General features: G+C 60.9%; 12 protein-coding genes. 6 read left to right on the top strand and 6 right to left on the bottom strand.

What is annotated here, in order from left to right; genetic code table 11:
* Positions 1-6: 6 nt before the first annotated feature.
* Both KA419_13910 and KA419_13905 read right to left on the bottom strand, forming a co-directional pair.
* Positions 7-1,203, bottom strand: a complete 1,197-nt coding sequence (locus tag KA419_13910; protein MBP7867033.1) for a type II toxin-antitoxin system HipA family toxin — start codon at positions 1,201-1,203, stop codon at positions 7-9.
* Positions 1,200-1,445, bottom strand: a complete 246-nt coding sequence (locus KA419_13905; protein ID MBP7867032.1) for a helix-turn-helix transcriptional regulator — start codon at positions 1,443-1,445, stop codon at positions 1,200-1,202. Before KA419_13905 ends, KA419_13910 begins: the two co-directional genes overlap by 4 nt.
* A gap of 294 nt (positions 1,446-1,739) precedes the next feature.
* Between KA419_13905 and KA419_13900 the strand changes: the two genes are divergently transcribed.
* The 3 genes from KA419_13900 (at position 1,740) to KA419_13890 (ending at position 3,655) form a co-directional block, all read left to right on the top strand.
* Positions 1,740-1,940, top strand: coding sequence for a hypothetical protein (locus KA419_13900; GenBank protein MBP7867031.1), 201 nt, complete (start codon positions 1,740-1,742; stop codon positions 1,938-1,940).
* 217 nt (positions 1,941-2,157) lie between these two features.
* Entirely contained in the window at positions 2,158-2,817 is a 660-nt protein-coding gene (locus tag KA419_13895) for a hypothetical protein (GenBank protein ID MBP7867030.1), read from the top strand.
* The gene (locus KA419_13890) at positions 2,807-3,655 is read left to right on the top strand and encodes a nucleotidyl transferase AbiEii/AbiGii toxin family protein (protein ID MBP7867029.1); all 849 of its coding nucleotides are present in this window, start codon (positions 2,807-2,809) and stop codon (positions 3,653-3,655) included. The genes KA419_13895 and KA419_13890 overlap by 11 nt, the downstream gene beginning before the upstream one ends.
* A gap of 55 nt (positions 3,656-3,710) precedes the next feature.
* On the opposite strand, the gene KA419_13885 is transcribed toward KA419_13890, so the two are convergent.
* Both KA419_13885 and KA419_13880 read right to left on the bottom strand, forming a co-directional pair.
* Positions 3,711-4,490, bottom strand: coding sequence for a hypothetical protein (locus KA419_13885; GenBank protein MBP7867028.1), 780 nt, complete (start codon positions 4,488-4,490; stop codon positions 3,711-3,713).
* A gap of 88 nt (positions 4,491-4,578) precedes the next feature.
* The gene (locus tag KA419_13880; protein MBP7867027.1) at positions 4,579-5,133 is read right to left on the bottom strand and encodes a hypothetical protein; all 555 of its coding nucleotides are present in this window, start codon (positions 5,131-5,133) and stop codon (positions 4,579-4,581) included.
* A gap of 960 nt (positions 5,134-6,093) precedes the next feature.
* Between KA419_13880 and KA419_13875 the strand changes: the two genes are divergently transcribed.
* From KA419_13875 to KA419_13865, 3 genes are all read left to right on the top strand, one after another.
* Positions 6,094-6,495, top strand: coding sequence for a hypothetical protein (locus KA419_13875; protein ID MBP7867026.1), 402 nt, complete (start codon positions 6,094-6,096; stop codon positions 6,493-6,495).
* 996 nt (positions 6,496-7,491) lie between these two features.
* A complete protein-coding gene (locus tag KA419_13870; protein ID MBP7867025.1) occupies positions 7,492-8,145 on the top strand; it encodes a type IV toxin-antitoxin system AbiEi family antitoxin domain-containing protein in 654 nt (217 codons plus the stop codon).
* A 35-nt stretch (positions 8,146-8,180) separates the two neighbouring features.
* Positions 8,181-9,083: a nucleotidyl transferase AbiEii/AbiGii toxin family protein gene (locus KA419_13865; GenBank protein ID MBP7867024.1), complete on the top strand. Its 903-nt coding sequence runs from the start codon at positions 8,181-8,183 to the stop codon at positions 9,081-9,083.
* 232 nt (positions 9,084-9,315) lie between these two features.
* Here the strand turns inward: KA419_13865 and KA419_13860 are convergent, their stop codons facing one another.
* Together KA419_13860 and KA419_13855 are read right to left on the bottom strand one after the other, a co-directional pair.
* Entirely contained in the window at positions 9,316-11,331 is a 2,016-nt protein-coding gene (locus KA419_13860; protein MBP7867023.1) for a type IV secretion system DNA-binding domain-containing protein, read from the bottom strand.
* Positions 11,332-11,592: 261 nt separating this feature from the next.
* Positions 11,593-12,237: a hypothetical protein gene (locus tag KA419_13855; protein ID MBP7867022.1), complete on the bottom strand. Its 645-nt coding sequence runs from the start codon at positions 12,235-12,237 to the stop codon at positions 11,593-11,595.
* Positions 12,238-12,367: the final 130 nt, after the last annotated feature.

The following is a 12,367-nucleotide window of genomic DNA, read 5'->3' as shown; positions in this document are numbered from 1 at the left end:
GGGCTCTCATTTCAACTCTCGCAGCCCCTCCTCCCAGGCCCGGAGCATCGCGTCACCCACGGCGCGGAAGTCGGGGTGTTCCGCCGCGTAGGCGACGAGGTCCTTGCGGGTGTCGGAAACGGCGTCGGCGACCCGCTGGAAAGTCTCCCGGACGGTCTTCACCGGCAAGGTCAGGTGGACCCGGGCGAATTTTTCAAGGGCCTTTCGCGGCCACCATCGCTTCGTCCCGTCCAGGGTGAGCGCCGGCACGTCGTGGCGGAGGTAGGCCGCGGTGGTCACGATGTCGTAGGCCGGCGCCATCGCCACCGGGCCGCCGGGAATGGGGTAGAGCACGCCGAAGTTCTTGAGGTGGGCGTCGCCGTTGCGGACCACCACCGAGAGGACCAGCACGGCGAAGAACGTCTCACGGGCCGCCGGCAGGTGTTCCCCAGAGACGAACGACGTGAGGCTGCGCGCCACGCGCTCGTAGCTCCCCCGGTACTTGTCGGGGGTCCCCAGCCCCTGCAGGCTGGCCATGTCCTCGAAGCCCAGGGCGGCGCCATCGGGGGCGACGTCGAAGCGCCGCATGACGAACAGCCCGCCGTTGTCGGAAAGGTGGAACTCCGGGGTCGGGATCCTCGCCCGCCGGGCCGCACTCATGCAGAAGAACTCGTTGGCGGCCAGCTGCGGTGTGTCGGTCCCCCAGCTTTTGACGATGAAGCGGGTGGAAGCCAGGGCCCCCCGGTCAGCCGCGTCCAAAAGCACCTTCGGCTGGACCCCGGACACCCCGGACCGGAGCGCATAGCGTTCCAGAAGCTCGTGGAACAGTTCCCGGGCGTCGGGGTAGGTCAGCAGGGCGTCCAGCGACTCCGTGGCCCGGGGTTGGGTCGGCGGGTCGGCGCCGGGTGCCGTGAAGCGGTTGCGCCCGACCGGGTTGCCGCCCGTGACGCTCAGGACGGCGAGGTCGTCCTCGCCGACCAACTTGGCGATGGCCCGCCGAACGACGTCCAGGAGGGCCCCCTCGGGCAGGTTCATCTGGAAGATGGGGTGAAGCTCCCGGCTGTTCCAGCTCCCCAGGCGGATCGGCATGGTCAGCGACACCTGCGCCGGGAGGGAGGCGTCGGGGAGGTACGCGAAAACGTAGTCCTGACGCCGTTCCCGGGTCAGGGTCCCGGCCCGGGAGTCTCCCGCCCAGACAGCCAGGGGCCCGGGTCCCGTCGTCAACGGTCCACCTCCTCACGGAGTTCATCCAGCGTCGGGGGCGCCCCTGCCGGCCGGACCGCCAGTTCGAGTTCGAGGAACTCCAGCAGACGGATCAGTTTCCGGACCCCCACGTCCTGCACGGTGCCGTTCTCGATCTGGCCGATGGTGGTCCGGCTCATCCCCAGGGCCGCCGCCACCTGGCTTTGGGTGAGTCCCCGCCTTTTTCTCTCGGATTGGATGTGATGGCCGATATCGATCAACATGAATGCATTTTATATAAATCAAAATCCCATTTCAATCAAAAAAGCATGATATGTAATGCACACTATCCAAACACTCCATGGGCTCGGGATCACTCGTCGACAAAATCTTCCCTGCGCTCGGATTATGGAAAAAGAGCCGGACCTGAGCGCGTGCAGGCGGTACCGAGCACCGTTCGGCAAAATACCCTTGCAGAATGTTGATGGCATCATTAAAACGCAAGCATATACAGATCGCGTCTTCAAACCGGGCGATGGAGGATAAAATTTTCGATACAGAAGACGGAGTTCGAGGGCGTGCAAGCGCGCATCACTTCGCCCGCTCGCACCATCGCCGACTGCTTCCGCTTCGAGCGACTCGTAGGGCCCGAAGCCGCGATGGAGGCATTCCAGGATGCGCTACGCCGGCGCAAGGTGACGGTTGCGGAGCTGTCGCGCGCGGCGGAGGTCCTGCCGTCGCGCCGCCTGAACGCAGCACTGGACGTGGGTGTGATATGAGCCCCGACACAGCGGTTTCGATCCGATCTCACGGCCCAAGATCCAGCATGGCGGGAAAGGCACATCCTGCTCCAGGTGGAGTGTTCCCGTTCCTTCTCCCCTCACGCCAACCCCAACCCGATCAGCCAGTCCTGGCGGAAACCTTGATGGACCCCCTGTCGGCACCCGCAATAATTCTTGCATCCGGATTACGAATATTATAAACTAAAGGCAAAAAATGCAAAAACTGACCGAAAAAGTATTTTTACTGGCGCCACCCGGCGGGTTGTTCGATGAGACCGTGATTCACAACCTCTTTCCGGACAGCAGCGAGGGGGCCCGGACGCAGTTGGTGCACCGGGCGTGCCGGGCCGGGGAGATCCTGCGCCTGAAACCCGGCTTGTTCGTTCTGGCCCAACCCTTTCGGAAGTCGCCCCTGCACCCCTTCGTGACGGCGGCAGTCCTGCACTTCCCCTCCCACGTCAGCCTGGAATCGGCCCTGGCCCACCACGGGCTCATCCCCGAGGCCGTCTACCAGGTGAGCAGCGTCACGGCCGGCCGCAGCCGGGTGTTCTCCACCCCGGAGGGGGTGTTCAGCTTCCAGCGCGTGCCGGCCCGCCAGCCCCGGGCCGGGGTGGAGGCCGTCTCCGTCGGCCGGGCCGCCTGGGCCTTCGTCGCCACCCCCCTGCGCGCCATCGCCGACGCCGTCTACCTGAACCGGGGTATTACCTGGCGTCGGGATGGCCTCGGCTACCTGACCGAATCACTGAGAATCGAGGAGGACGACCTTCATTCGCTCTCCTTCGACCGGCTGGAGGAAATCAAGGAAAGCCTATGCAACCGGCGCGTCCAGGCTTACCTCGAAGGGCTGAAAGGAGCGATCCGTCATGCTGAATAAAGTCCTCGGCGCGAAAATCCGCGAGTACTCGCCCGCGAACCCGGTGGAGCAGGAGAATATGCTCCAGGAACTCATGCAGCATTACGTGTTGTCGAGTCTCGCCCGGGCGGGCCTTTTCCTGAAGGCACTGTTCCACGGCGGCACCTGTCTGCGTATTTTATGGAGCATGAATCGCTTTTCGGAAGACCTGGATTTCCTGCTCAAGGAACCCGGCCCCGACTTCCGCTGGCAGGGCTACCTGGAATCGGTCCGGAAAGACCTCGAATTGGACGGCATCCCGTTCGAGGTGCAGGACAAGTCCCAGGCGGGGGCAGCCGTTCAGAAAGCATTCCTGAAGACCGATTCCATCGGCAAGATCCTGATGCTCGACCTCCCCTTCGAGCGATTCCAGGCCCGCAAGATCCGCATCAAACTGGAAATTGACACCAATCCACCCCTTGGATCGACCTTCGCCACCCACTACCTGACCTTCCCGGTCACGACGCCCTTGACGGCGCAGTCCCTGGAGTCGGGATTCGCTCTGAAGCTGCACGCTCTTCTCTGCCGTCCGTACGTTAAAGGTCGCGACTGGTATGATTTCATGTGGTATGTTTCGCGCAGAACCCAACCTGATCTCGGTCTGTTGCAGAATGCCTTGTACCAGCAGGGGCCCTGGGCCGGAGATCCCCCTCAAGTGACGCCGGAATGGTTACGGCAAAACATGACGGCGGCCATCCGGCGCATCGATTGGGACGGCACGCGGGCCGACGTGCAGCGCTTTCTGCCTCTTCGGGAGCAGGAGGGACTCCGGGTGTGGTGTCAGGACTTCTTCCTCAAACTGCTCGAACGAATGTTTTAAAGAGCGGCTTGGCCCTTGACGGCAAACACGTTTCACGAAAGCAGCTCGAGGCAGTCTAATATTCGCTGTTTTCTTGTGCGATGCGGACGTGGACGTTGTTAAAATCGGGGTCTTCAAGATCGCCTTCGTGGTGACAGACCAAGCCGTCGGGCAGGGATGGCATCCGAATCCTCTGACCTTCGGGAATGACGCCACCGAACGCTTGCAGTTCAATAAAACGGTTGCACAGATCGATGAATGCATTTTTCTGAAATTCCGGGACTCTGGGAATGCTCAGGTCCGGTCGCCCGAATTTTCGGAGTCCTCTCGTGTGGAGCCATTCTGTGCCCCCGGAATCCCCGGAAACGAGGATCACCGTGTGGTGGCGAGGGACAGGACCGGCCGGATCAAAGATTCGCTGTCGCCACTTGTCGGGCGACCACCATTGGAACATCTGGGGATCGTACACCGCAACTCCGCCATGATCGAGGAAATGGGTAATCAATCCGATGGTATCTCGAAGGTAATTGAGGTCAGGTGGATCGGGAAACGTACCCCGAAGAATGATGCAGGAATCCTGTGCTGAAATGTTTTCAGCCATCTCAGGCTTCTCTGACCGGAGTTGCTCCCACAGGTAACCTTCGAGAAATGAACCTGGGACCTCCGGGTTGGACTGCGGACCGTACGCCATGACATCAAGCCCTGCCGGAATACCGTCCGAACGGTAGTTAGATCGCGAGAGTGGCGCGGTTGTATCGGCCCGCCCATAGACGACGTAGAAGAGAAGCGCGTCTCCTCCGCCTGGTTCGTAGTATTTTCGACCCCACGAATCCAATTCCGGCTTTTGCTTCTCCATCAAAGTGCCCTCGGTGCAAATTTCCGCGTTGCTCTGATCATTCAGCAAATTATGACCTTTGGCAGTAGTATCCAGTAGTCCATTCAGATTAGAGACGCTCACCCACCAGCCGGAACTTGGTACCCACGATCTTCTGGAGTTCATCCAGAATCTCGGGGTTCAGGTTGAAACTGTCCACTGCGCAGAAGTTGACGTAGAAACGGGTTACAGCGGTGTCGATTTCAGCTTTCAAGGTCGCCAGAGGGTTTGGGAGGCGGCACTTGGAACAATTCAGCTTTCTTCCCGCGACATCGATGACTTCCTCGCCTTCGCCCTGTTCCTCCAACAGCTCATACACTTCCTCGTCCAAGTCCGCCTGACAGCCACTGCATCGAGCGCCGAAACCGGCGGTCTGCGAGTCCGGGACGAAATGAGCCTCTTGACGGTCATAGATGATTGCATATTCGAAAGCTGGTCCTTCGGACGTGACATCGGTGAAGAGATCCCTGGACTTCGGCCCGGCAGCGTACCAACCCAACTCCTCATCATAAAACGCACTGATAATCTCTCTTCGCTCAAGGCTCGCCAGGACCCGATCACCAATTCCTCGCCTCCCAGACGTGGGTTCGTCGACGGGTACAAGGTAGACATTGTACTCAGACATTGTGCCCTCCTCTTACACGCATTTCCTGATTCGAGAATTCACCTCGGGCATTTTACCTTGGCAATTTTCGCCAATCAACCTTGATCATCCCGCCCATTCACGGATCAGGTCTTGGTGGATCCGACCAGTTCCTGCTTCGGAAGTTGAATTGACACCTCCAAGAGAGAGCTTGAGCCAAAACAGAAGTCGGCCCGCGAAACCGGCCAGATTCCCGGGCAGCGGGAGCATCCTTCTCCAGACCGGGGATCCGGCGCCTTGACAAGTGTTTAGACCGCCCGGCAACGGTCGTCCAAGCAGAAGGCGGGCGGATCCGTCTCGACGGCGCTCCGGAAGCCTGCGCGCCTTCTTGTCGGCAGGGCTGAAAGCGGCGCTCCGGCGGCCTGCGCGCCGCACTCCCCCGCGAGATGCCCGGCTCCGCCAGGAGCCGCATTTGGGTAGCAAATGTCCCGTTTTTCCCCTTTCCCCCGCGCGCCGCCGGGCGGGATCTGGTTCCACGGTGTGATCTCCCCCCGGAGGCGCGCGGGGGGAGGAAACCCGAAACACACGCCGGCCTACCAAAATCCCGCTCCATGCGGAGCGGAAACGCAGGTGTGGCTAAACCTTTTCAAGAAGGCGTGTTCCCGGTGAATTGTCGCTATGTCTGATTGTTATTGTGGGAGTTGCGCGTTGAGCAGTTATGTCTGACTGAATCGATTGGAGTTAGTGGGTGACTGGCACTCTTTCTCTCTTCTGATGGAATTCGTCCCTCCCCGGGTCATGCACCTCCACCAGCGGATCGAGGCGGAAGGTTCTGCAGTAGGGCCAGTACCTGGCACGATCTCCGACACTTCTCGTCAACCCTGGACGCGGGACTTTACACCAAGTGCCGGTCATGGCATGATCGGTGGCACGGAAGGCAAAGATGACGCCTATGAACGGCGCGTTGGGGAATCCAAGCATATAGCAGCATCTTGAGAAAACATGTACGACACCCTCGTCTTGATCGATCCGGAAACAACCATCACGGCAGACGATATTGAAAGGCAATTGAAGGACTTCTGCAGAGATCCCGGATCTCGAAATGCACAAATGATCCGAAAAGGTGAGGGTTTCATTTTAAAATGGCCGGGATACGCGCTCGAGGTTACCTTAAATACCGGACGATCAGTCCTCGTGGAATCAGACGACATAGCAAATCGTTTCGCCGTTGCGCACCCGCATCGGCAACGTATCTCGCAATGTTCCGTCAGGGTCGAGATTTCGGGGGACGATGATCCCGAGATGAGCTTCTTCAATGATTTCTGTATTGTACTCGATTCAATCGAGAGGCTAGGAACTGTATACACCTTCGATCCGGGCAACGCACAGTTCATGAATGGATGATGCTCCTGACCAAGGATTTCAGTGGACTGTGTTTTGTCCGATATCGCCGCCAGGTCACTCGAAATCTGTTTCCACGGCACGATCTGCCTTCAGCGGCGCTCGGTGGGAGAAAATCCGAAACTCCCGCCTGTCTGCCAATACCCTGCTCCATCCGGAACGGGGGTGGGATGCGAAGACCGGTGAGTCGCCGGATCACCGCGGAGTGCGGCGCGGAGTTCGAACGGAGCGCCGCTTTGTGCGCGCCGCGCAGGCTTCCGGAGCGGCGCGGGAACCTCGCCCGCGGCCGAGGAAAATGCGCATCGACGGTGCCCCAGCCGGACTACACGATTCGCCCGCGACAGACGGGCATGCCCCTTACTCCGGCGCTCCGGAAACCTGCGCGCCTTCTTGTCGGGGCATGGCTGAAAGCGGCGCTCCGGCGGCCTCCGCGCCGCACTCCCCAGCGGGATGCCCGGCTCCGACAGGAGCCGAATTTTGGTAGCGCCGGGCGGCATGAATGCCGTCCGTTCAACCAAAAAGCATCATTTGCAACCCATTTTATTGCAATGTCATGCAAGCGCTTTCTATAGAGCAAAGGCCCGCTTTTTCCCTTTCCCCCCACGCGCCGCCGGACGGGATCTGGTCCCACGGCGCGATCTATCCCCAACGGTGCGCGGGGGGAGGAAACCCGAAACACCCGTGTGTCTGCCAAAATCCCGCTTTGTGCGCGGAGCGGAAGTGCAGGTGGGGCTAAACCTTTCCAAGAAGGTACGTTTCCGGTGAACCGTCGCTATGTCTGATTGATATTATGGGGATTGCGAGTCGAGTAGTCATATTTGAAAGAAAAAAATGGAGTTAGAGGATGGAACATATTCTCTCCTCCTCGCCTTCTGAATGCGGGGCGGTTGACCCTGGCCGTGAACCGGTTGTATTACGCCCTGTTCTATGGCGTGTGTGATTTGTTAGATCGTGCATGGCACCAACTTGCCGACATTTTCCTTTGACAAGCGGCCCAGAATGACGCATATTGTCGGCATGTCATGTGAGAATGCCGACAAAACGCATCGAAATAAACGGACCAAACCCCTCGACCTTCTGTGCGCCGCCGGAATGACTGGGTTCTTCCGCGCCGGCCAGCTCGAGGCGGCTGGTTTGACACGCAATCATCTCCCGGCCCTTCTTCGCTCCGGATTGGTCGAACGCGTGTCCCGGGGCATTTACCGGCTTAGCGATTCTGAGCCGACAGAGAACTATTCCCTCGCCATGGCCTGCACACGTGTACCGAACAGCATCGTCTGCCTGCTCTCGGCGCTGCGCGTCCATGGCATCGGGACCCAGGTGCCGGCCGAGGTCTGGCTCGCCATTCCGCACAAGGCCCGCCGGCCGTGTCTGAGGGAACTCCGACTGCGCATCGTACGGTTCAGCGGTCCGGCATGGACTTTCGGGATACAGAAGACGGAGTTCGAGGGCGTGCCATCGCGCATCACCTCGCCCGCTCGCACCATCGCCGACTGCTTCCGCTTCGAGCGACTCGTAGGGCCCGAAGCCGCGATGGAGGCATTCCTGGATGCGCTGCGCCGGCGCAAGGTGACGGTTGCGGAGCTGTCGCACGCGGCGGAGGTCCTGCCGTCGCGTCGCCTGAACGCAGCACTGGACGTGGGTGTGATATGAGCCCTGACATATCGGCTTCGATCCGATCCCACCTCTTGAACCGAGCGAAAGCGAAAAGCGAAGAGTTCGAGCTCACGCTTACCCGCTTCGCCGCCGAGCGCCTGCTCTACCGCCTCGGCGCCTCCGCAGCTCGGGATCGCTGCCTCCTGAAGGGGGCAAGCCTGCTAGCCGTCTGGCTCCCCGATCCCTATCGCGCCACCCGGGACGTGGATGTTCTCGCCTCAGGCACCACAGACGACGAGTCTATCCGGTCCCTCGTCGCAGAGATCTGCGCCGTGCATTGTTCCGAGGATGGTCTGCGCTTCGATCTTTCCGAACTGGTCGTCGAGACGATCCGACCGGAGGAAGAGTACTCCGGCAAACGGGCTCGTTTCCGCGCATTCCTCGGCAAGGCGCGCATCGCGGTACAACTGGACATCGGCGTCGGTGATGCCGTGGTAATCGACCCGGAGGAGATCACGTATCCGACAATGCTGGCATCGCTGCCTGCTCCCCGGTTACTGGCCTATCCACGCGAGTTGACGGTGGCGGAGAAGTTCGAGACAATGGTCAAACTCGACACCCGGAATAGCCGGATGAAGGATTTCCACGATATCTGGGCGCTTGCCGGTGCATTCACGTTCGCCGGGCCGGCACTGCAACGCGCAGTGGCCGCCTGCTTTTCGCGCCGAGAGACGGCCTGGACGGACGAAGCGCCTCGCGTCCTCACTCCGGCCTTCTACCAGATGATCGAAACCGCGACACGCTGGCGTAACTACCGTGCGGCCAGCGCAGTGCTTGTGCCGCCGCCCGCGCGGTTCGATGAAATCGGTGAACGCATCATTCGGTTCCTCGGTCCAGTCAGAGACGCTATTTTAGAAGGCGAATTACTAGAGAAAGTTTGGCCTTGCGGAGGTCCTTGGAACCTGCGGGTGGTGGCCGGGGAGTCCTTGCCGTAAGTGCCGGACGAGGTACGCTTCGCGGAATCCGTTCATTCGGTGACCGTCACTTGTTGGTGAATGAATCCCCACTACGGCCCAAGATCGGCATGGCGGGAGAGGCACATCCTGGGTGAGGGGTGATCTTCCCGGAACCGTGTTTGACCGGCATCGCCCCACAGAAGTCTCCCCCTTTTATCGACAAATAGAAGCATGCCGGTCTTGGATGACGGCAAGCGAAATTGAACCGGTTTCAAAACTCGATAACACCATTTTTCTCTGTGTGCTCCGGAAGGGATGGGTTCTCCGTCATCGGCCCTGCCGGCGCGGTTTCGCCTCTCTCGCCGATTGTATCCCTGGATCCCTCCGGTAAAATCGCCTCTTCCAGGGGCTGCCCCGCATAGCGGTCCAGGAAGTGGGGGGCGACGGGGTCATAGAAGGTCCGGGGGATGACGCCCTCGGAGATCCCGTGGCCGGAGACCTTGACGACGCAGTGGAAGTCCGGCTGGTTGATGAACTCCGACGGCAGGATGAGCTTCTCGGTCTTGTCCTGGTCCGTGAAGGACTTCCGGTCCCCCGACTCCCGGGGGCTCATCTGCCGGGACCCCATCACCTTGATCACCTCCCGTTCCCCGATGCTCTGGCTCAGGAAATCCGCGGTGTCGGGGTCGTTCAGCCGCAGGATGAAGTTCGTGTTGAAGTTGTTGTAGAAGGTCCGCCGGTTGGCCCGGCCGTAGATGTCCTCGATGCGCCCCAGGTCCTGGTTGGCCACCAGGAGGCACCCGCCCTTGGAACGGGCCACCGTCAGCAGGTCGAACAGCACGGAGATCTGGTCCAGGCTCCCGATCTCGTCGATGCAGAACCATATCCGGCGGTTTTCTTTCCGGTCGGTGTCGGGCAGGGAGAGGGTCTCGCGGATCATGACGTCGAAGGCGAAGGTCATCAGGGGCCGGAAGATCGAGGCGTAATTCTTGATATTGAGGAGGAAAAGGTTCCGACCCCGGGAGGACGTGATGAAGTCTCTGAAGGAGAAGGTCCCGTCCAGGCCCGAGAGGTAGCGGAAGAAGGAGATCTTCTCGGTGAGCACGGAGATCACCGAGGCCCCGGGCCCCTTGTTCTGGGTGTCGATGTGCTTGAGGGCCATGCGGTGGTGGAGCGGGAGCGCCTGGAGCTGGTGCGTGATGTCCGGCAGGTCCTGGCAGAAGAAGTCCCAGATGTCGGCGTTGGCGCGTTTGCCGGAGAGGTGGAGGAAGCGAAGCCCGGCGACGAAGACGTCCTTGGCGGCGTTGAGCCAGAAGGGGTCGGCCACCGCCTCCTTGGGCGGGGTGAAGACGATCTTGGCGTACACGTCGAAGTCGGCGTCGGAGCGGATCTCGTTGAAGAAGGACCACCGGAAAACGGAAACGAAGGTTGCCTCGAACGCCGCTATCCTTCTTCCCAGGTAACGGTCCAGGCCCTGACGGTACTCCGAAACGGGAACGGTGGTCTTCCCCGGGAAGAACCCCCTCACTTCGGCGTGGGGTGTGACCCGGGACTCCCGCCCGAAGAGGACGAAGGACGGCAGGTAGTATTTCCAGAGCACGCTGAAGGGGAGCGCTTTGGTCAACCCCGGCCGAACCTGGAAGGTGAATTGCTCCCGGTAGGCACTGCGGGCGACCAGCGCCACGAGGGTCACCTGGATCACGAGGCAGACCAGCAGGGCGAGCACCCCCATCTTGACCCACATCTTGACGTCGGCCACCCTCGCGCCGTCGTCCGTGTAGAGGGTCACCGCGTGACGGGCCCGGGAGATGTCCACGTAGAAGGCGTTGCGGCTGTTCACCCCGCCTTGGCGGGTGTCCAGGTGCACCAGCGCCCGGTCGGCGGTAATCCCCTGTGCCTTGTGCACCGTCAGGGCGTAGCCATGATCCAGGTGGTCGTAGCGGCCCAGGTCCACCGTCAGCAGCCGGCGCCCCGCCTGGACGGTCATCCGCTCTTCCCCCACCACGCGGACGGTTGCCACCTGCCCGTTCTTCACCCCCAGCTCCCGGTCGTTCTTCAGGAAGATCACCCGGTCCCCCGGCGCGAACTCCCGGGCGCCCTGGGAGGTCCGGTACTCTCGGTCGCCTTCCAGCTCGCCCCGGGCCTTGAGGTTTAACCTCACCCGCTCGTTGATCTCCCGCCGGTCCGCGTTGGTCCCCGTGACGATCACCGTCTCCCGGCGCTCCGGGCGGGCGAGCGCGGCATAGTCGCCCGCGACGCGGCCGAGCCGCTGCCCGCGCTCCTCCACCTGGACCACATTCCCCCGAGCCGCTCGAGCGCCTTCGACACGTCCCCCTGCACCGTCTCCCGGACCGCTTCCCGCAGCTCCGGGTCTTTCTGGCGCTGGATGTCCCTCATCTCGCCCTCGATGCCGGCGTTGGGTTTGTCGAGGAAAATTGGCGAGTCGGTCGATGCCGTAAAAGATCCTCAGGCGGAGACCTGCACGAAATCGAATCCGTTGACTGGAGACGATTTCCGTATGGTCGATGAGAGGATGAGTTCGATTCCTTTATCTCACGCGAATCGTGACGGGAATAGCTGTCCCCACCTTCACCGCTACTGGCGTGTAGATGTCGATATCCAATTCTTGAGTATTGATGGAGATAAGCAAGGCGTATCGTGTGCGATAACTGACCTTGCCCAGGTGATGCCGCTCCCTCCACCAGCCCACAGCCGGGTACACGCAGATCAGGTTGGATTGAGCAAGATCGGCCGCCCACCCGCGCCAGATGTCGGAGTGAATGGAGCCGACATTCCGGGTATTTTCTCCGATCAACCAGCGATCCTGCGGCCCCTCGGTATCAGGTGACGCTCCATCTTCTCTTGCGCGACGGTTGATCCGCCGGATGAACTCTTCTTCCGTCTCCATCGGCCCATTCACCGCAAAGCGGAGCACATGAGAAGCGTATCGATACCGGTCGCGCCATCCCACCTCCCCCGGCCCGGGCTCGATGAAATAGGAGAGGGTCACCCGCATGCTGACCGGTGTTTCGCCCAGGTCGGCAAGCACTTCCGAAGGCCATGGCAACCGATAGAAATGCATGTCTTTCGTTACGCGCTGGCCGTCTCGCTCTTCGAAGGGTTGAAGCTCCGCTTGCGCCACCAGGGTCAGCGAATGTGCCGCGCAATGGAGTGCCCGATCCAGATTTGGCACCCCATAGCCCTACAACGTCACTTGCGATAATTTGTCCAAGGTTTTCTTCCGATGCGAAAGGTATGAACGGTGGTTTCGCACCTGCACCCATTGAACCCAACGGAGTATCGTCCTGCATGTCCATTTCCTG

The sequence above is a fragment of the Acidobacteriota bacterium genome, assembly GCA_018001935.1.
Lineage (GTDB): Bacteria > Acidobacteriota > JAAYUB01 > JAAYUB01 > JAAYUB01 > JAGNHB01.
This window is presented reverse-complemented; position numbering and strand designations above follow the sequence as displayed.

Excerpts from the sequence above, each read along its gene's own strand:
- KA419_13905 (MBP7867032.1), bottom strand. The coding sequence starts at position 1,445 with ATGTTGATCGATATCGGCCATCACATCCAATCCGAGAGAAAAAGGCGG.
- KA419_13895 (MBP7867030.1), top strand. The coding sequence starts at position 2,158 with ATGCAAAAACTGACCGAAAAAGTATTTTTACTGGCGCCACCCGGCGGG.
- KA419_13890 (MBP7867029.1), top strand. The coding sequence starts at position 2,807 with ATGCTGAATAAAGTCCTCGGCGCGAAAATCCGCGAGTACTCGCCCGCG.
- KA419_13885 (MBP7867028.1), bottom strand. The coding sequence starts at position 4,490 with ATGGAGAAGCAAAAGCCGGAATTGGATTCGTGGGGTCGAAAATACTAC.
- KA419_13880 (MBP7867027.1), bottom strand. The coding sequence starts at position 5,133 with ATGTCTGAGTACAATGTCTACCTTGTACCCGTCGACGAACCCACGTCT.
- KA419_13875 (MBP7867026.1), top strand. The coding sequence starts at position 6,094 with ATGTACGACACCCTCGTCTTGATCGATCCGGAAACAACCATCACGGCA.
- KA419_13870 (MBP7867025.1), top strand. The coding sequence starts at position 7,492 with ATGACGCATATTGTCGGCATGTCATGTGAGAATGCCGACAAAACGCAT.